Raw genomic sequence first — 20612 nt, forward strand, 5'->3', positions numbered from 1 at the left:
TATATTTTTCAGCTATCCTAATTAGTGTCAAATTTTCATTCATGATATTTTATAGACTATATGATTATTTTCAATCGTTTACTAGTTTATTGGTTATTATATGTTTTATGGAATGTGTAAAGAAAATGGATGTCAAGCAGAGAATAGTATTGTACTTTTTCTCTTTATTAATTCCTGTATATTTTTGCTATAAATCTTATGCCGTTCCTTTTGCCAACAATCCTAATGCGACACAAAGATATATGATATATTATCCGTATAGCTCTGTATTTTACCCCAAAGAAGATCTACGAAGGGAACTCCTAATTTTTAATTATAAGTTATAAATAGTTCGTGAAAATCCATATTGTTTTTCTGTTTTGTACTTTGATCTGTATAAGTTGTAAACAAGTTCGATTGGTAGCCTATAGTATATCGGGAACCTATGAAAAACAATCAGCTCAAGGTATGGCTGTGTGGGATAATTATGCCGTATTACTTAATGACCAAGGTTTTTGTCGCATATATAGCCTAGATCGGAAGGAGCTGGCTGGTAGTTATCGACTCGGTAGTTTTCACAAGAATAATCATGCAAACTGTGCCTCCTTTGGTGTGGAATATCCAGAAGGGAACATGACTTTTCCTGCCTTGTATGTATCCGAGTGTCGTCGACCTTATCGCTGTTTTGTGGAAAATGTCAACTTGGATAGCGCAAAGGTTATACAAACACTGCAATATCAAGCAGCAGGAGGAGAAGCACAGGTAGTACATGACTGGATCGTTGATCGCGAGGAACGAAAACTTTATGGCGTGTCCCGTTTACTTGTACCAGATGGAAACAAGGCAAGCGATTCGCTTCGGATTATTCGTTTTCCGTTACCTTTATTGAGTGACGGTAATGTTACACTAACAGCAAAAGATGTAGAAGAGCAGTTTCATATTTATCTTCCAAACCTACTTCAAGGTGGAAGCATACGTAAAGGCATACTTTATTTGCCTGTAGGATTGCACACGGGAAATGAACATAGGAAAGATGCCGAACGAGCTATTGTCATGGTGAACTTAAAACGACAACAGGTGACACACATTTTGAATTTGCAAGAAAAACTGATGAATGAACCGGAGGACGTGGATTTCCATGGTAAACATCTTCTGTTATTTTGTGGACAGACAGGTGGTATTTATGGATCAAACACTAAAATCCAAATAATTAAAAAACATAAAATATATATGAATATTGCAGTTATTTTGTCGGGAGGTATCGGTTCCCGCATGGGTAGTAACATACCTAAACAATACATAATGGTTGCGGGACGTCCCATTATCAGCTATTGTATAGATAAATTCGTGCAAAGTAATGAAATAGATGCTCTTGTAATAGCTTTGGACAAACAATGGATCGATTTCATACAACCCTATGTGGTAATGCTTCAACTTCCTGTTTATTATGCCGAACCAGGCGAAACAAGGCAACATACCATTTACAATGCATTAAAGTTAATCCGTTCCCATGGAGGAGTGGATGATGATGTGGTGATTATCCATGATTCCGTCCGACCATTGGTTAGTTCTCAAGTCATACATGACTGTATTTGTGGTTGCATCGCAAACGATGCTGCTATTGCCACTATATCAGTGAAAGATACAATTTACATGTCAGCCGAGGGAAATTGCATTACGGACGTGCCTAAGCGAAGTACTTTGCATGCGGGACAGACCCCTGAAGCATTTAAACTAGGTAAATATCTTAAAATTCATGAGGAAAGAAGCTATGAAGAAATAGCGGCTGTGACAGGAGGTGCCGAGTTTGCTTTCCGTTGTGGCATGAAAGTATTTTTATCCAAAGGGGAAGAGATCAATTTCAAACTGACGACCCCAGAAGATTTAGAACGTTTTGAACAGATAGTGAACAGTAACCAGCTATAAGGTATGATAGAGAATCCCATTATACAGCAGGACATTGATTTTTTTATAGAACATTTCCCCTTTATAGAGCATATAAAAGAAAAAACAATATTAGTCACAGGTGCAACTGGACTAATAGGTTCTGTTTTGATCAAATGTCTGCTACATTTAAATCAAGTAACAAATTCAGGAATAAAGGTCGTAGCAGTGGCTCGTAATAAGCAAAAGGCATACGATTTATTTGGTGATTGTGAAATCCAATGGATCTGGCAAGACATGACAGAACCTTTAGATTTGTCAACTTGGGACATCCATTATATTATCCATTGTGCAAGTCCTACAGCATCCCAATTTTATGTAAACTCTCCTGTAGAAACTATAAATACGGCATTTATAGGAACCCGACAATTATTGGAATATGCCTCTCAGCACCCATCTATGCGAGGAATGGTTTATTTATCCTCTTTGGAATCCTATGGAACGATCAATGACGATTCTGTTCCAGTGACCGAGGATGTAAACGGATACATAAATCCCATTGATGTGCGCAGTAGCTATTCTTTGGGCAAACGAATGGTGGAATGTTTGTGTCATGCTTATGCCTCAGAATATCATGTCCCTGTGGTAATGGCTCGTCTGACTCAAGTTTTTGGTGCCGGAGTTTCAAGACAAGACACAAGGGTTTTTGCACAATTTGCCAAAAGCGTCATAAGTGGACAAGATATTGTGATGCATACCAGCGGAGAATCCGCAAAACCATATTGCTATACTATTGATGCGATTATTGCTTTGTTTTATCTGTTGCTAAAAGGAGAACCGGGAAAAGCGTATAACGTAGCTACTCCCAATACGTATATTTCCATTTACGATTTGGCCCATCTATTAGTAAAAAAGTTTAATAAAAATTGTCATGTCGTGATTGAGGCAAGAGATAACATGGGATATGCTCCCGTTACGAAATTGAATCTGTCCACGGAAAAACTGGAAGCACTAGCTGGAAGCCGTTCTTCAAATTAGAAGAGATGTTCGACCGATTGATTAACTATTATAAATCCATTCAATGAGTCCTAAATTATCTGCATCGCTCATGTGTGCCAATTTGGTGAATCTAGAGCATGATATTCAACTTCTAGAAGAAAACAGGGTTGACTATTTACATATCGACATAATGGATGCTATATTTGTTCCAAATCTGACATTCGGTCCTGATGTTGTCAATTCAATCCGGAAGATTACAAACCTTCCACTAGACATTCACTTACTCATGGAGCACCCACGTGTCGTTATCCGATCGATGGATATTCGTGAGGGTGATATTGTTAGTATTCATAGTGAATGCAAAGAAAGTATCATGGAGAATGCAGCTTTCATCAAACAAAAAAAAGCCCTGTTCGGTTTGGCATTAAATCCGGATACATCTATTGAAGAGGTCAAGAAATACTTACCTTATGTTGATGTAATCTTATTAATGCTGATTGTTCCTGGCTTTGCTGGTAGTAGCATGATACATGGTATCATGGAAAAGGTAAGAGAAACACGCCAATATTTAGATCAACATAGGCATACAAATATAGAAATATGCGTTGATGGCAGTGTGAGTTGTGAAAGAGCTCGATATATGCGTGATTTAGGAGCTTCCATTTTCGTTGGAGGAACAGCAGGTATTTTCAGAAAAGATATGCCTCTTAGTGAGACGATACCTACTTTCATTAAAAGTATAACTTAATGAGTTAAAAACGAATGACTAGAAACTTGAAATACTTATGCAAGTTACTGTTGCATCCTCTTTATTTCTTTGGTGGCATTATGCCTAGAAAAAAAATAAATGGTTGTTCGCAACACATAATGCCACTTTTTCAGATAACAGCAAGTATCTTTTCTTAAAAGTACTGGAGGAGTATCCTGAGATAGAAGCTATCTGGATTGCTAATAGTAAGGACGAATTTCATAATGTACGTTCTAAAGGATTCAGATGCTATATGTGGTATAGCATTCTTGGATTGTATCATAGTTTTACTGCCGGAGTGTATTTGACAACTGACAGTGTAAGAGAAATTAACAGATATGCATCAGAAGGTGCCTGTTGGGTCTATTTAGGGCATGGCATCGGATTAAAAAAGACAAAATGGTTACGTCCAGAGTCTTACTTTTTGGCACTAACAGGTTATACTTATACGGAACTTGCTACTAAATTCAGACCCAAAATAGAATATTATTTACTGTTATTTCGTGTGCCGGATCTCTGTTTAACCACCTCTTTTGATCAAGCTCAAAAGTTTTATATGCCTATGTTTAGGATTCCGATGGAAAAATGTATCTTAACAGATTATCCACGCAATGAAATTTTATTGTGTCCGGAAGAGAAAAGAACTCGCTTCATAGAGCGGTATGAACCGAAAGAAACCCTTCGCTTTATTGAGCAAATCAGACGGTTTAAAAAGGTGTATATCTATATGCCTACTTGGCGTAATAATGGCAGTGATTTTTTTAAACAAAGCGGAATCGATTTTAAACGTCTTGAAGAGGCTTTACAAACTACTCATAGTTGCTTTATTTTGAAGTTACACCCTTTTACTCAAATGGATTTATCTGTCATTGAGGATTATTCACATATTATTCCTTTTGAAAAGCAATGTGATGTCAATACGATTTTGCCTTATACCAATTGCTTGATAACGGATTATTCATCAGTCTATTCGGATTTTATTCTGTTAGGTAAAGAAATAATTCTTTTTCCTTTTGATTTAGAAGAGAGTTATAATAAAGAAGCTTATGATAAAGCTGATTTTAAGAATAAAAAATGGTATTCGCCTACTGTTTGTTTTGAAAGTTACAACAAATATTATTTAGGAAAAAGGGTTCAAACTTTTGATGAACTAATCACTTTAATAGCGAATCGTGTAGATTGCCATTTGACCGAAGAAGATCACAGCTTTCTAATGAAGGCATTTTGGGATAGCCATGATAATGGTATTGATTTGGTAGCTGAAATAAAGAAACGTATCCAATGCTGATTATAAAATGATAAGCAACAAATAGGAGAAATTATGAATACGAAAAAAATATCTGTCTGGGAAAAAGTGTTCAGCAGAAAAAAACCATTACAAATTATTACCGGAGGCTTAGAACTTTTGTGGGGCTACCCTTTATATTGTCTTTCCTATATTTTTATAAAGAATAAACGAAAATGGGTATTTGGACATAAAAATGGATTTGTTGATAATGCTAAATATCTCTATTTATATGCCTTGAAACAAGAAGAAGTTAAAGCATATTGGATCACTCAAGACAAAAAATTACTTCGATGGATGTGCGAACGTAATCTGCCCGCCTATCATCGGTATAGCTTAAAGGGGATGTTTCATTCACTTACCGCATATATGTATTTTTATACTACATCATCTGATGCTATCAACTTTTTTACTTCAGGAAATAGTATACTTGTAAATTTGTGGCACGGAGTGGGTGTAAAAAATTTTATAACGACGAATGCGGGTATAAAAGATAATAGATTGTTCTGTAGAATATTTGCTCCTTGGATATTAAAAAAACCGGATTATTTGTTAGTGCCAACTTATTATCAGAGAGGTTATTTTCAACAGCTTTTTTCTATTAAAGAGGATCAATTAATTGATGATATCTATCCTCGCTGCGCTTTTTTGAAACAAGATTTGATGGAAATTGTGGAACATATAAAGCGGTATGAACCACAAGAGGTACCAGAACTATTGAACAGCTGGAAACAATATGATCGGATTTATTTGTATATGCCCACTTGGAGGGCGCACTTGAATACTGCTTATTTGAATGTAGCATTTCCGAATATGAATAAGCTGAATGAAATATTGAAAAAGGTGAATGCCCTATTGGTTATCAAGCAGCATCCAACAGTGAAGGTTACTAATTTAAATAATCAATATAGCCACATCTATTTCATAGACAATAAATGTGATATATATCCCATCTTGCCTTTCACGGATATCTTGATAACGGACTACTCCTCAATATATGCCGACTATATCTTGATGGAAGACAAAGGAGTTATCCTTTATATGTTTGATTTGGAGGAATATCAAAAGAATGATCTTTCATTGATGGATTACGAAAAAAATACGCCGGGAACATATGCGTACACTTTCACGGAACTTCTGGAAATAATCATCAATAAGAAAGATTGCGGTTTTCCTGGTAGAGAAGTAACATTATATAAATGGTGGGGAAATTATAAAGAAAGAAGTATGAGAACTTTATGGAATAAATTATTAACAATTTAATCGTATGGTTACAGATTTAGTATCTATAATGACACCTATGTATAAAGGTGCAGCTTTTATAGGTGAAACGATTCGTTCAGTACAAGCACAAACATATTCGAAGTGGGAGATGATTATCGTAGACGATTGCTCGCCAGATGATGGTGCAGGAATCACTGAAGTGAGGAAATACACAGAAAAAGATAAGCGTATTAAATTAATAGCTTCTCCTGTGAACAAAGGTTCGTCCGGTGCTAGAAATATAGCATTGCATGAAGCGCAGGGCAGATACATCACTTTCTTGGATTCGGATGATATTTGGTCTTCTGATTTTTTAGAATCCCAATTGAATTTCATGAAAGAAAAAAGTGCAGCATTAGTCACTGCTTCTTATCACCGAATTAACGAACAAGGGATACAAGTATTACAACCTTTCATTGTTCCAGAGAAAGTAAATTATTGGGATATACTGAAGTCTAATCCTATTTCTTGCCTCACTACAATATATGATCGTGAGGTAGTAGGTGAACACTATTTTAGGGAAGAACTGAAAAGTCTGCGTGATGATTACGCCTTTTGGTTAGAGATATTGAAGGACAAGGTAGACTATGCTTATGGTAATCCGAAAATCTTGGCATCTTATCGTTTGGTTTCCACTAGCGTTACGCGTAATAGAAAAAAACTGATCAAGCCTCAATTTCTGATTTATTATCAAGTGGAAAAGCTGGGACTGTTAAGAAGTATTTATTATTTTATAAATTGGGCTATAAGGAGCGTTTTTAAATATAGTTGATGATGGATTTGATTGTAGGTGCAGGTATATCAGGTGTCAGTTATGCCAATTTTACAAAGAATGATTTTTTATTGATAGAAAAAGAAAACGAAGCGGGAGGATATTGCCGTACGATCAAACGGAATGGATATGTGTGGGATTATTCGGGACATTTCTTTCATTTCCAACATCCGGATATCGAAGAATATGTTTGCCGGAATCTATCTCCTTCTTCTTTATTGAAAGTGGAAAAACACACACAGATTTATTATAAAGGTGATTATATAGATTTTCCTTTCCAGAAAAACATTCATCAATTGGATAAAGAGGATTTAATAGATTGTCTTTATGATTTATTTTCTGCAAATCATGAAAATATACGGTCTTTCAAAGAAATGGTTTATGCTAATTTAGGTAAATCAATTGCTGAAAAGTTCTTGATCCCTTATAATGAGAAATTGTATGCTTGTGATTTGGATAGATTAGATATGAATGCAATGGGACGTTTTTTCCCAAAAGCGAATAAAGAAGATATTATCTTGAACTTTCGTTCGCAAGATAATTCCTCTTATAATAGTTCTTTTACTTATCCTAAAGGCGGTGCGGTGGAATATGTTCGGTCTCTGCTGAAGAATGTAGATAGTACAAAAGTTTGCTTGAATGAAGAGCTATTGGAAATAAATGTGGAGGAAAAAGTAGCGACAACTAATAAACGGAAGATAAAGTATGATCGACTGATATCTACTCAACCATTACCCTCTTTGTTAGACCAATGCCGCTTGGGGTATGAATCCAATATTTTTTCATGTAATAAGGTTTTGGTATTTAACTTAGGTTTTGATTCTAAAGGCGATGATCAGAAGAATAGTTGGGTGTATGTTCCCGAAAAGGATTATATTTTTTATCGTTTGGGTTATTACGACAATATATTGGGAACAGATAAAATGTCTTTATATGTTGAAATAGGCTTTCCGGAAAACGAGATATTATACAAAGAAGGCTTATATTTAGATCGTGTAATGGATGATTTAAAGAGGATTGGGGTGGTGACAACACAGAAGTTGGTTGACTATGAAACCGTCTTGATGAAGCCAGCTTATGTACATATTAGCAAGGAAAGCCAAGAGGCCATCTCACATTATAAGAGTATATTGAAAGAAAAAGATATCTATTCCATAGGACGATATGGCAGTTGGACTTACTGTTCTATAGAAGATAATATACTGGAAGCAAAAGAGATGGCGTCAAAATTATGAATTTCATGTATTTAAGAAGTATAAATCGGATTGAACCTTTGTAAAGAAAGTGATGTAGTAGTCATAAATAATTTATGACTAAAGATTACTTTAAAATAACTGGAAAAGCCTGTTATCACCCTTCCATACCAAAGAAGATAACAGACTTTTTACATAAGTGATGACGCTTTAGCAGCGCTTATGCAGTAAATAATTTGTACAACCCCCCAATCAGTCCCCCAGCCATCAGGCTGTAACCGGCAATGTCTATGGGTTCGACACGTTGTTTGGTTCCCCAGTCGCCCTGGTGGAGAGCGAGAGTATCGCTCCGATCGCTGTTAGCGTCACTTCCGTCTGCTCCATCAGGAGAGACAGCAGGGTGATCGCCATCAGGAAGAGGACGAGGATAGGGATGGGGACAAGGGCAGTCACCGGCTGCCGGTTTTTGCTTGCGGGGAAAGATGATCCGGGTAAGGCTGGTGAGAAAGGCAAGGATTGTTTCAAGGTACTTCATGTTAATTGAAAATTATAAATTGATAATTAGTCTTTCGATCGTCCGGCTGATCGACACCAGCATCCTTTGATAAGCAGCACGGTTGTCACCGTTCACTTCGCTGATGTATTTACTGTAAGCGATCTCTTTGGCATAGGCCGAAGGATGGACACTGAGTGAGGCGGCCACTGGATAAGCAGTGTGGATCAGACGGGCGAAATCCATAAAACTGTCTTCCGCCGATTCGTAGGTGCGGAACCAGAGGGAAACATGGCCACTGTTTTCAGAAAGATCAGTCTTTGTGCCTTTCCAGAAAGCATTGGGACGTCCGTAAGCGGTGATACCGAAGAAATTGTTATGCTCCTTTGCCAGGGTACTTTCCCCCCACCCTGTTTCGATGGCCGATTGGGCGAGGATGACGATCGGATTGATTCCGAAACATTCCCCCGCCTTTTGAGCGGGGAAAAGATATTGTTTGATAAATTCCTGTTTTAACATAACGGATAATTGATACGTTACTACTCAATTTCCGGACGGTCCGAACCACCTCCTGTAGGCGGAGTGACCGTTTCGATATCCATCTTTTCATATTTGGCATTCTTGCGGATCTCGTTGAGCATGGTGCCCGGTGAGAAGACGATACGAGCCTTGTTGAAGAGGGAGACATTGAAGTCCTTTTCGTTCTCAATACCCTTGCTGCCGGCAACCATACGGAAGTTACCCAGGCGACCCATCTGGATCACATCGCCTTCTTCCAGGCGTTCTTCCATAACGGAAAGAAGACCTTCGATGACAAGCATCACATCACCGATAAAAGCGGTGCTTCGAACAGCGATCAGATCACAGAGCTTGTTGAAATCGAGTTTCTTCAATGAACGGACCTGTGCATAAAATAATTTGGAACCTTCGGCAGCGTCTTTACGCATGTCGGGACGTTTTACTAAGTGGAAACTTAAAGCCATGGGAAATAATTTTTTAATTTGACAATGTGCCAATATGCCAATGGAAATACTCCGAAAGCTATTGACAATTAACTGGTTGATTATCGATAACATGACAAAGATAGGGTACCGGAAAAATGGCTGTGACATGAAATGTCATTATCGGAGACGAATGGTTAAATAAGTTCCGATAAATATACAAATAGCACATATAAACATTGAATTTCATTCCTTTATATGGATTTAATTTCTTATCTTAGAGGTAATTAATACATAAGGAAATGGACGAAGAAAAATTTAAAATCCGCAGTTACGGATGGACGGAACTGGCACTTTGTTATAATCCGGATCTGCATCCGAACTCAGCATCACGCTTGTTGCATCGCTGGGTGGTAAGAAACGAAAAACTGGTCAAAACATTAAAAGCCGCCGGCTTCTGCGAACGGCAACGGAAACTGACCCCGAAACAAGTCGGGGTGATTGTCGATTTCTTGGGGGAACCTTAAAAATTGGAAATTTGAAAGTCCCTTATCTCGAAGATGAAAGATATATCTTTTGAAGATGAAATAAGGGACTTTTGAATGCAAAAGATATAATGTTGTTTTGAAGAAAAAGGAGATCGGTTTAGATAGCATAAAAATGTTGTTTTGCAGCATAACACTAAATAATTATGCGCAAACCGATTAATAAGAATAAAAAAAAAGGACGATAAACATGTTCCTGAAGAATATGTGTTTTTTATGATTGCACTCTTTGCCGGACTGAAACAGAACGGTCTATTGGGTGGTTATTCATACAAGAAAATAGCTGAATTTATAAATCCGTTTTTCAAATTCAAATATGCATCGAGTACCGTTTGCAAAAACATGAAACTATTTGACAAATATTCGGATTATTACACTGAAATACAAGATCTTATAAAAACAATAAAAAACAAGAACAAATCAACCGACAATAAATACTAATTTATTAATTCGCTGTAAAACAACATTTTAAAAGACACAAAACGAATTAAATTGGTTCCACAATTCGGGAATGTTCATGATTACCTTTGTATTAGCAAAATGAAATACGCTCTTTGATTCCTTAAAAGCTGAAAAAAATGCCGGAGGCCTTATATTTCTTTATAAAGAATATTCTTTCTATATTTAAAGAGAAAAATAAAGCCGTCACCGAAGTCTAATATAGTAACCTATTAAACCATTTGTTATCAACCAATTAAAGGAAGCAATCCGTAATAATGCGCTAATAAAAAGTATTAACTAAAAAATCAGTATCATGAAAGCTGTCAAAATCATTGAAAATGAAAGCGTTGCATTAGATTACTTGGGGAATGCCTTCATAAAGATTCCCAGAAGTATCATAGACCGCTTGAACAGCGTCCGGTTGGTTGAACGCCAGATGGCTCGTTTGCATTTATGTCTGTTCGGACTGTGTTATCACACTGACGGATATGTAATGCTGAACAATCGCAAAGTCTATTGTCGACGGGGTGAATATGTCGGAACACAGCGTCGGTTGGCTGAAGTTGCAGGAATCAATCCCGGGTCATTGAGTCGGTTGATTGACAAAATGGTGAAATTACAATTGATCTCTGTTACTCACATTCCGGGAGGAAGCCGTATATGGGTAAAAGGATATGCTGCTTTTACCTGGATACAAGAAAGCAAAGAGACTCAAAAAAATGCATCGAACACAAATGCCGCGGCCCAAATGGCGGAAGCCGAAAGAAACATGGGCGGACGAAGCATGCAGAATCCTACAAATCAACCTAATTAATGACGCTTATGGAAACTATAGAATCTGTACGCCAGGTGGAAGAGGCTGTGATCTGTGCACTTTTGTCTTCCGAATCTGCCATATGGCAGGTTGCTCCGGTTCTGAAGCCGGAAATGTTCAGCGACCCGTTATTCGCATTTGTCTACAAAGCCATCTGTTCCCTGAACAGCCGGGGCGAAAAAGCGGATCTGGTTACCACCGATATCGAGATGCGCTGTCTGGATGAAAAACGCTGGAAAGAAATGAACGGGATTGCCATTGTCAACGCTGCCATGACGCAGATACGCCATACCGGCAACCTGCTGCAATATACCGAAGAGGTGAAACGGCAGTATATGCTTCGTCTGCTGGGTGCTTTGTTCACTACCTTGCAAGCAAAGGCAAACCGTTTCGATTCCTCCTACACGGCTCTGATCGAAAAAGCGGAATCGTCATTGATGGAACTGCGGGAAACCTGTATTGTCGGTAAACAAGTCAGCCGGATCGGAAAAACAGCCAACGAGGTATTGAAAATGCACCATGAACGTCTGGAAAACGGAGTGGATACGATGCGCATCAAGACAGGACTGGAAGAGTTCGACTATGTGACCGGAGGACTTTACAATGGCGAACTCACCGTTGGGGCCGGACGTCCCGGCGACGGCAAGACAGCCATAGCCATGCAGATTGCCATGAATGTAGCCCTGTCGGGAAAACATGTCTGTTTCTTCAGCATGGAAATGACCGGTTTACAAACGATGAACCGCCTGTTTGCCGGATTCGGAGGGGTAGATGCCAACCGTTTGCGTATCACAGGTGCTAACCCGGAGGATTTGTTGAAAATGGAAAAAATGGCGGGTGAGTTCCAGGACCTTCCGTTGTATTTTGACTATACTCCGGCAAACACGCTGGAAAATATTCGTGCCCAGGTGATGTTACAGAAGCGCAAAAAGCAATGCGACCTGGTGATTGTGGATTATCTACAGGTGATGAAAATGGAAAAGCAGGGGTTGGAAAATGCGAATCAGACGGTCGGATACAATATACAGGGATTCAAGCAAATGGCACAGGATGCCAATATCCCGGTCCTTGTCCTTTCGCAAATGAACCGTAACAGTATGAACTCAGGCGATAAGGCTCATATCCCGAATTTGCACGATTTACGTGATTCGGGCGTGATCGAACAGGTGGCAGACTGTGTTTATTTCGTTTATATCCCCGAACGTTACGGGATCACCCAGGATGAAGTCACCGGGGAGAGCCTGAAACAGGTCGGAAAACTATACATAAGAAAAACGCGTAACGGATCGACCGGGATTGCCCGTTACCGCTATAATGAGAGTTATACCCGCATCACGAACTATAATATCCGGAGAAGATCATGACAAAGATAGAAATAGAACAACTGAAAGCTTCATACCCTATCGAAGAGGTGATCGGAGAGACGGTAAAACTGAAACGAAAAGGGATCAACTATATAGGACGTTGCCCGTTCCACGAGGATCATCATCCGTCGCTGGTGGTGAATCCTCAAAAACAGACTTTTAGATGTTTTGCCTGCGGAGAACATGGGGATGTGATCGAATTTATAGAGAAGACGGAACATTGTAATTTCATGGAGGCGGTGGGGAAATTGAAAATTGAAAATGGAGAATTGAAAATTAATAAGAAAAACGCGAATCCTGTCGACAGAGATAGCGACGCGAAGCAATTTTCAATTTCCAATTCTCAATTTTCAATTAAAAAGAACTTACAGTTCTTTTCCTCCCTTCTCCCCTACGCTTGCGGTAACTCAACCTTGACACCTGCTTACCTGGATTTTGAGGTCGGACAATCTCCTGTGAATGTTCCGAAAGAATGGTATGCGATGCGCAACCGGGTAATCTTTCCGATCCGCAACGAAGCCGGTGAGTTGATAGCTTTTGCCGCCCGCAGACTAACGGACAATAATTCGGAAGAACCGAAATATATCAATACATCCACTGCCAACGGATATAAAAAGAGCGAAAATCTCTATGCCCTTCACCGGGCGAAAGAGGCAATTGCGGGGAAAGACTTTGTGTTTGTAGTGGAAGGATATAAAGATGCGATCGCGATGCATGCGGCCGGATTTTCCAATACAGTAGCATTATGCGGAACGGCCCTGACAGCCGGACAGATTGCATTGCTGAAAAAGTACACGAACCGGATCTGTCTGTTACTGGATGGCGACAAGCCGGGACGGGAGGCTGCCCGCAAAATATCTTTATTGCTCAATCCGCATTCGGTAGAGGTACAGACGATCTTTTTACCGGAAGGGGAAGATCCGGATTCTTTATTCCGGCGGTCGGGCAAAGAGGCTTTTGTTTCCCTGATCGATAAGTTTCTGTCGAAACCTCATTTGTCGGAAGAAATGCTGCTGACGGCTTGCCTGTTGTTTCCGGAGACTCTTTATATGTTCAAAGGTTCTTCTTGTCTTTTTACGGAATTAGTGAAAAGTATCCTGCAAACGGATGATTTGCTTTTTGAAAATAAGGAGAACCGGATGATACTGGAGCATCTGGGAACAGGGAATCCGGAACCGGGGTTAACGCCTGCGTTAAAAAGTATCGCAAATGAATTGCATGCCGAATACGACCAGTTGGTTTACAATGAAAAGGAACAATTCGGGTTACTTTACCCGGAGGCATCCAATATCCTGAATATCTATCTGACCCGATTATTATTTTTGTATCTGGAAAACCGTATCCTACAGGAAATACAAAAAAGCGTACACCGGTTATTGGAAACCGATCCTAAAAAGAAAGAAATACGTCTCGATATCCTTGTCAATATAGCCAAACGGCGGGAACAGTTGCGACACGTTTCGGAAAATCTGGACAGGCCGGGGGCGGTTTGGGGATGATGGGGACTGATTCAAATCTTTCTAATCAATAACAAATGAAATTAATATCAAACTTACTTCTTTGGGGAGGCATTCTACTGCTTCCCCTAAACTCTTATGCTCAGTTTACCAAAGGGCTGAGTTATCAGGCGGAGACCGGTGTCAGCTTTAGCGGAGGGGAACATACTCCTTTCTGGCTGACAGCAAACAAGCAGGGATTGTCATCAATCGAAAAAAATAACGGGTATCTGCGTGCCGGGGTCTTCCGGGAGTTGGAAAACGATAAACGCTTCTCGTATGCTTTCGGGGCGGATCTGGCAGTGGCTTACAATTTTACATCGACTTTCGTGGTGCAACAATTGTATGCGGATCTGAAATACCGTTGCCTGGGATTGAGCATCGGAAGTAAGGAGCGACATAGTGAGTTCAATAATCCGTTGTTGAGTAGTGGCGGCTTGACATTCTCGGGAAATGCCCGTCCGGTTCCGCAGGTTCGTATCGGTATTCCCGAATATACGCTTGTTCCGGGTACAAAAGGTTGGTTGGCTTTTAAAGGGCATATTGCCTATGGAATGTTTACGGATGACGGCTGGCAGAAGGACTTTATCGCTCCGGGCAGTAAACATACGGAACATGTGCTGTATCATTCCAAAGATTTGTATGTGAAGATCGGTAACCGGGAGAAGTTTCCGTTGATTTTAGAAGGAGGTCTTGAGATGGCCGCCCAGTTTGGGGGAAATGCTTTTGTTGGGGACAAGAAGATCGATATGCCAAACGGGATAAAGGATTTCTTTAAAGTGTTTATTCCGAGCGGGGGAGATAGTAGCACACCAACAGGAGAACAGACAAATGTCTATGGAAACCATTTAGGCAGCTGGAACTTTTCACTAACCTGGTATGCACCAAAAGATTGGACAATCCGTCCCTATTACGAACATTATTTTGAAGACCATTCGCAGATGTTTGGTGAATATGGCTGGAAAGATTGCCTGGCAGGAGTGGAAATAACATTTCCTAAGAATCCGGTGATCGGTAGTTTCGTTTACGAATATATATCAACGAAAGACCAAACGGGACCTGTTTATTGGGATCATACATCGGAGATACCGGAACAAGTGAGTGGTACAGATAATTATTACAACCACTATATCTATGCCGGTTGGCAGCATTGGGGAATGGGGATCGGTAATCCGCTGGTCATGTCTCCAATTTATAATGATGATGGAGAAATAGTCTTTAAAAGCAATCGCTTGCAGGGACATCATTTCGGGGTTATGGGGAATCCAATTTGCGATTTGCGGTATCGAATTTTATTGTCGCTTACCCGTAACTGGGGGACTTATGGTTTGCCATTTTATGAAATCAAAAAGAATGGAAATGCATTGGTAGAATTAACTTATACGCCCCATCAGTTAAAAGGCTGGGACTTTACAGGATCGCTAGGTGTTGACAGAGGTGGGATGTTGGGTAAAAGTGCCGGTGGAATGTTAACAATCAGAAAAACAGGATGGATACGATGAGTTCAATGAATACGATGAAAAGATACATAATAGTGGTGTTGCTGACCCTGATAGTCAGCTCCTGCGGAAAAATACCGATCAACGGAAACCTGGATGGCCGCTGGCAGATCATGAAAATAGCATATGCATCGGGAGAGGAAGAGATGCCGGAGCGGGCTTACTACAGTGTTGCTTTGCATACCATCAATTTGATGAAGGTTGATGTAACCAGTCAGACCGGCAATATGGAATATACCGGAGATTCCTTGTTTGTAGTCATGCCAATCAGTAAAGTTGAAGACTTATTGCCATTTGGCATGAACGGAACGGAGCAACGTTTTGGCGTCAAAGAATTAACATCGAAACATCTGATTCTGCAATCGGATTATGCCCGGTTGGAGTTTAGGAAGTTTTGATTCAGAAATTATCAGAAATGAGTGTTTGTTTATAGCAACTGGTTGTAACTGGCTCCCCTCTTGAGAGGGGGAAGGAGGTGTGTCATATTCCCGCCATACAACCACCATAATCAGAGTCACTTGACTATTACAGGTTCATTTGCCGTCTGCTTCAGCTGACGGTTTACAAGTTGTTTCTCTCTTTTGGCTTCAGCCACATTTCTCCTAGATAGAAACCTGTAAGAAATGGGACTAAAGTCCAATGAGATAAACCCTTTACTAATCCGTCAGCTGAAGCAGACGGCAAATAAACTTGTAACAAGGCTTGTTTTATTGACTGGCTTTAACACACCCCCTACCCCCTCTCAAGAGGGGAGACAGTTACAACCAGTCAATAAACAGATAGTTCAATTTTTTCTAAATATAAACAATCTCATTTCTTAAAATAAACCATCTTTAAAACCCAAAAAGCGCCGGCAATAAATATTGCCAACGCTTTCCGAAAACTTAATCTATATACTAATTACTCTACCACCAACATCTTATCATTGACGGTCATCTTGTCGCCAGCCGTTATATAAACCTCTTTCACCACCCCGTCTATCGGGCTGCGTATCTCGTTTTCCATCTTCATGGCAACCAGGACGCAAAGAGGGGTTCCGACTTTTACTTCGTCGCCGGGTTTTACATTTACTTTCAGGATTACTCCCGGCATCTGGGCCGTGATGACCTGGCGGCCGACAGCTACCGACTGGATACGCGACAGGCGCATCTTCTTCAGTTCGTCGATCACCTGTACCTGGAAGTAGTCGCCTTTGTTCTTTACTTCGTACATGTCGTCGCGGATATTGGTGATCTGTACGCCATGCGATTTATGATTTAGGATAATGGAGTGGATACTGTCGCCACCTACATTATAATCGACATCATATATCTTTCCGTTTACGGAAACTTTCTTTACCGGGCCGTCTTCCAGTATCTCCACTTTAAATTCGGTGTCCGGCATATCATTTACTGTTGCAAAATAAGTTGCTAATGCTTTCGGCATAATCTTGTCCTCCCCTTTTTAATAGTTATTGGCAGTCATCTGCAATTTACCGTAATATTTCCATAAGGATTCACCGACCAGCGGAACTGTTGTCATACGGGCGGCAGCCTCTTTCTCCTGTTCAAAATGTTTGATCGCTGCGGCGATAACGGCAACCAGCGGGTCATTATTCTGACGACGTTTCAAATCTTCCTTATCGAATTTGGTGTCGATAAAGGTCGTATCGTAATTTCCTTTCAGGAACGTTTCGTTGTGCAACACACGCTGGTGGAACGGGATAGTCGTTTTAATACCCAGTATCTTGTATTCACGAAGGGCACGGGCCATATTGGAGATGGCCGATTCGCGATTACGTCCCCAGGTGCACAGCTTGGCGATCATCGGGTCGTAATGCAGGGAGACTTCAAATCCGGCATAGGCGGCACTGTCCAGGCGGACATTACGTCCTTCGGGAGCTTCGCGCACTTTAATGATGCCGGGGGAAGGCATGAAATTGTTTTCCGGGTCTTCCGCATAGATACGGCACTCGATGGCGGCACCGCGAAACTCTACATCTTCCTGTTTGTAGGGCAACGGATTTCCGGCGGCAACCAGTATCATATCACGTACCAGGTCGACACCCGTAACCTCTTCCGTCACCGGATGCTCCACTTGTAGGCGGGTATTCATTTCCAGGAAATAGAAATTCTGATCTTTATCCATCATAAACTCCAATGTTCCGGCACTGTAATAACCGATCTTTTTACAGGCTTCGACTGCCACGGTAAGCATCTTTCTGCGGGTTTCTTCCTTCACGAAAGGCGACGGAGATTCTTCGATCACTTTCTGGTTTCGGCGTTGGATGGAACATTCGCGTTCGTATAAATGGATCACATTTCCATACTTATCGCCTAAAACCTGTACTTCGATATGGTGCGGATTCTCAATATATTTCTCGATATAAATGGCATCGTTTCCGAACGAATTGCCGGCTTCGGAACGTGACAGGCGGAAGGCTTCTTCCAGCCCTTCTTCATCACGAACCAGACGCATTCCCTTACCCCCTCCTCCGGCTAACGCCTTCAGCATAATCGGATAGCCGACTTCTTTGGCCACCTTACGTACCTCGTCGATATTGTTAACCGGCTCTTCCGTCCCGGGAACAACCGGCACACCGGCTGCTTTCATGATCTTACGGGCTTCCGTCTTGATTCCCATTTTGGCTATCACATCGGCACTCGGACCGATAAAGATGACGCCTTCTTCTTCGCAGCGACGGGCAAAATCAGCATTCTCCGAAAGGAAACCGTAACCCGGATGGATGGCTGCACCGGTTTTCTTGGCAATCGCCAGAATCGCATCGGGTTTAAGGTAAGAAGTATCTGATTCATCTTCAGAGATACAATAGGCTTCTTCGGCATACCGAACATGCAAGGCTCCCCGGTCTACATGGGTGTAAATCGCAACGGTGGGTATATTCATTACGCGGCAGGTACGAAAGATTCGCATCGCAATTTCGCCGCGGTTGGCTACTAGTACTTTCTTAATCATAATCGTTCGCGTATTAAAGTGGTAAATTGGAATGTTTCTTCGGCGGGTTGGACTGCCGTTTGTTGGCAAGCAACTCGAAGCTGCGGATCAGGCGGGCACGGGTTCCCGACGGTTCGATGATTTCGTCTACATACCCCAGTTCGGCTGCCCGGTATGGGTTGGCGAACTTTTCACGGTAATCGTCCTGTAGTTCCTTACGTTTCTTTTCCACATCTTCCGCTTTTTTCAGTTCTTTACGGAAAAGGATATTTACAGCTCCATCCGGTCCCATAACGGCAATCTCGGCGGTCGGGTAAGCGAAATTGATATCGCCGCGGATATGTTTGGAACTCATCACATCATAGGCACCGCCATAGGCTTTGCGGGTAATGACCGTCACTTTCGGCACTGTCGCTTCGCAATAAGCATAGAGCAATTTGGCCCCATGACGAATAATGCCTTCATATTCCTGATTAACGCCCGGAAGGAATCCCGGAACATCCACAAAGGTCAGCAACGGTATATTGAACGCATCACAGAAACGGACGAAACGGGCGGCTTTTACCGAAGCATTAATATCCAGCGTTCCTGCCAGAGCTGCCGGCTGGTTGGCTACCACACCGATCGTTTTTCCATTCAACCGGATATATCCGATCACAATATTTTTGGCATATTCTTCCTGCACTTCAAAGAAGTTATGATCGTCGGCCACCGATTCGATCAGTTCCTTCATATCATAGGGCTGATTCGGGTTGGTCGGAATCAGATTATTGAGTTGTTCGTCAATGCGGTTGGCACTATCCGTCGTAGGAATGAAAGGCGGTTCCTCCATATTATTGCTGGGGAGGAATGACATGAGTTCACGTATCTTCAGGATACAATCCATATCATTATCGCCGGTGAAATGAGCCACGCCCGAACGGGTGCTATGTACTTCCGAACCTCCCAGGTCCTGCATGGACACTTCTTCCTGGGTGACACTCTTTACCACTTCCGGCCCGGTAATAAACATATAACTGGAATCTTTCACCATAAAAATAAAATCGGTCAACGCCGGTGAATAGACTGCTCCTCCGGCACACGGTCCCATAATGGCACTGATCTGCGGGATTACCCCCGAAGCCATCGAATTGCGTAAAAAGATTTCGGCATATCCCGCCAACGAACGGACACCTTCCTGGATACGTGCTCCTCCGGAATCATTCAATCCGATAACAGGAGCACCGAGTTGCATCGCCATATCCATGATTTTACAAATCTTCCGGCATACGTCTCTGAAAGGGCACCTCCGAAAACGGTAAAATCCTGGGCAAATACAAATACGGTACGTTTACCGATTAAACCATATCCCGTTACAACCCCATCTCCTAACGGACGTTGTTTTTCGAGACCAAACTCTGTACACCGATGAGTTACAAACTTGTCGACTTCTACAAAGCTACCTTTCTCAAGGAGTAATTCGATTCGCTCGCGGGCTGTTAATTTGCCTGCTGCATGTTGTTTCGCGATACGGTCTTCGCCGCCTCCCAGCTCTGCCTGATGGTTCAGAGCCGCCAATTGTTCAATTTTCTCTTTCATGGCGATGTCGGTTTTTATTGATTGATGAACTTTAATTCACTTGTTAATCTGTCTTTTGCAAAAATAAGATGAACAGACGGCTTAAACTGTGTGATAAATTACACCGTGAAAACACTCCGTGTCTTAATTCCCTTACAATGTAAACATTTGAAAGTTTACAAGAGTTCTAAAAAGCGATTGAATTTATTGATGAAGATATTGATGAAATTTATAAAGGAAACCTATTTATGGAATTAAAGGGTATTGCTTTAGAAAATAATTGAGTTATCTGTTTAGTGACTGGTTGTAACTGGCTCCCCTCTCGAGAGGGGGCAGGGGGTGTGTTAAAGCCAGTCAATAAAACAAGCCTTGTTACAGGTTTATTTGCCGTCTGCTTCAGCTGAC

The 20612-nt window shown here is 41.1% G+C and carries 18 protein-coding genes and 1 pseudogene; 13 read left to right on the forward strand and 6 right to left on the reverse strand.

Features of this window, described 5'->3' with window-relative positions:
• The first annotated feature begins 396 nt into the window (after nt 1–396).
• The 7 genes from DXA15_RS21155 to DXA15_RS21185 all read left to right on the forward strand — a co-directional run bounded on the left by DXA15_RS21155 (nt 397) and on the right by DXA15_RS21185 (nt 8165).
• On the forward strand, nt 397–1905 hold the full coding sequence (locus DXA15_RS21155; RefSeq protein WP_128135346.1) for an IspD/TarI family cytidylyltransferase: 1509 nt from the start codon (nt 397–399) through the stop codon (nt 1903–1905).
• Between the two features lie 3 nt (nt 1906–1908).
• Entirely contained in the window at nt 1909–2901 is a 993-nt protein-coding gene (locus DXA15_RS21160) for an NAD-dependent epimerase/dehydratase family protein (RefSeq protein ID WP_233567504.1), read from the forward strand.
• Between the two features lie 43 nt (nt 2902–2944).
• Nucleotides 2945–3610 (forward strand): ribulose-phosphate 3-epimerase, encoded by a 666-nt coding sequence (locus DXA15_RS21165; RefSeq protein ID WP_128135347.1) that lies wholly within the window; start codon nt 2945–2947, stop codon nt 3608–3610.
• Between the two features lie 103 nt (nt 3611–3713).
• Nucleotides 3714–4898 (forward strand): CDP-glycerol glycerophosphotransferase family protein, encoded by a 1185-nt coding sequence (locus DXA15_RS21170; protein ID WP_128135348.1) that lies wholly within the window; start codon nt 3714–3716, stop codon nt 4896–4898.
• Nucleotides 4899–4931: 33 nt separating this feature from the next.
• Nucleotides 4932–6158: a CDP-glycerol glycerophosphotransferase family protein gene (locus DXA15_RS21175; RefSeq protein WP_128135349.1), complete on the forward strand. Its 1227-nt coding sequence runs from the start codon at nt 4932–4934 to the stop codon at nt 6156–6158.
• Between the two features lie 4 nt (nt 6159–6162).
• Nucleotides 6163–6930, forward strand: a complete 768-nt coding sequence (locus DXA15_RS21180; RefSeq protein WP_128135350.1) for a glycosyltransferase family 2 protein — start codon at nt 6163–6165, stop codon at nt 6928–6930.
• Between the two features lie 2 nt (nt 6931–6932).
• Entirely contained in the window at nt 6933–8165 is a 1233-nt protein-coding gene (locus DXA15_RS21185) for an NAD(P)/FAD-dependent oxidoreductase (RefSeq protein ID WP_128135361.1), read from the forward strand.
• Between the two features lie 178 nt (nt 8166–8343).
• Here DXA15_RS21185 and DXA15_RS21190 read toward each other — a convergent pair whose 3' ends face one another.
• From DXA15_RS21190 to DXA15_RS21200, 3 genes are read right to left on the reverse strand one after another with little or no spacing between them, the layout of a single operon-like run.
• Nucleotides 8344–8658, reverse strand: coding sequence for a hypothetical protein (locus DXA15_RS21190; protein ID WP_128135351.1), 315 nt, complete (start codon nt 8656–8658; stop codon nt 8344–8346).
• Nucleotides 8659–8670: 12 nt separating this feature from the next.
• On the reverse strand, nt 8671–9135 hold the full coding sequence (locus tag DXA15_RS21195) for a glucosaminidase domain-containing protein (protein WP_128135352.1): 465 nt from the start codon (nt 9133–9135) through the stop codon (nt 8671–8673).
• 20 nt (nt 9136–9155) lie between these two features.
• A complete protein-coding gene (locus DXA15_RS21200) occupies nt 9156–9599 on the reverse strand; it encodes an HU family DNA-binding protein (protein ID WP_010803308.1) in 444 nt (147 codons plus the stop codon).
• Nucleotides 9600–9859: 260 nt separating this feature from the next.
• Between DXA15_RS21200 and DXA15_RS21205 the strand changes: the two genes are divergently transcribed.
• From DXA15_RS21205 to DXA15_RS21235, 6 genes are all read left to right on the forward strand, one after another.
• A complete protein-coding gene (locus DXA15_RS21205; protein ID WP_128135353.1) occupies nt 9860–10084 on the forward strand; it encodes a DUF4248 domain-containing protein in 225 nt (74 codons plus the stop codon).
• Nucleotides 10085–10856: 772 nt separating this feature from the next.
• Nucleotides 10857–11357: a MarR family transcriptional regulator gene (locus tag DXA15_RS21215; RefSeq protein ID WP_128135354.1), complete on the forward strand. Its 501-nt coding sequence runs from the start codon at nt 10857–10859 to the stop codon at nt 11355–11357.
• Nucleotides 11358–11365: 8 nt separating this feature from the next.
• Nucleotides 11366–12721 (forward strand): DnaB-like helicase C-terminal domain-containing protein, encoded by a 1356-nt coding sequence (locus DXA15_RS21220; RefSeq protein WP_128135355.1) that lies wholly within the window; start codon nt 11366–11368, stop codon nt 12719–12721.
• On the forward strand, nt 12718–14220 hold the full coding sequence (locus DXA15_RS21225) for a DNA primase (RefSeq protein WP_128135356.1): 1503 nt from the start codon (nt 12718–12720) through the stop codon (nt 14218–14220). Before DXA15_RS21220 ends, DXA15_RS21225 begins: the two co-directional genes overlap by 4 nt.
• Nucleotides 14221–14255: 35 nt before the next feature.
• The gene (locus DXA15_RS21230; protein ID WP_128135357.1) at nt 14256–15719 is read left to right on the forward strand and encodes a capsule assembly Wzi family protein; all 1464 of its coding nucleotides are present in this window, start codon (nt 14256–14258) and stop codon (nt 15717–15719) included.
• A complete protein-coding gene (locus tag DXA15_RS21235) occupies nt 15707–16114 on the forward strand; it encodes a lipocalin-like domain-containing protein (protein WP_128135358.1) in 408 nt (135 codons plus the stop codon). The genes DXA15_RS21230 and DXA15_RS21235 overlap by 13 nt, the downstream gene beginning before the upstream one ends.
• Before the next feature lie 502 nt (nt 16115–16616).
• Here DXA15_RS21235 and DXA15_RS21240 read toward each other — a convergent pair.
• The 3 genes and pseudogenes from DXA15_RS21240 to DXA15_RS21250 form a co-directional block, all read right to left on the reverse strand.
• The gene (locus DXA15_RS21240) at nt 16617–17141 is read right to left on the reverse strand and encodes a biotin/lipoyl-containing protein (RefSeq protein WP_128135359.1); all 525 of its coding nucleotides are present in this window, start codon (nt 17139–17141) and stop codon (nt 16617–16619) included.
• Between the two features lie 18 nt (nt 17142–17159).
• Entirely contained in the window at nt 17160–18671 is a 1512-nt protein-coding gene (gene accC / locus DXA15_RS21245; protein ID WP_128135360.1) for an acetyl-CoA carboxylase biotin carboxylase subunit, read from the reverse strand.
• Nucleotides 18672–18684: 13 nt separating this feature from the next.
• Nucleotides 18685–20228: pseudogene (locus DXA15_RS21250) on the reverse strand (acyl-CoA carboxylase subunit beta).
• Nucleotides 20229–20612: the final 384 nt, after the last annotated feature.

Origin of the sequence: Parabacteroides sp. AM58-2XD, from assembly GCF_003463685.1 — a bacterium.
GTDB lineage: Bacteria > Bacteroidota > Bacteroidia > Bacteroidales > Tannerellaceae > Parabacteroides > Parabacteroides segnis.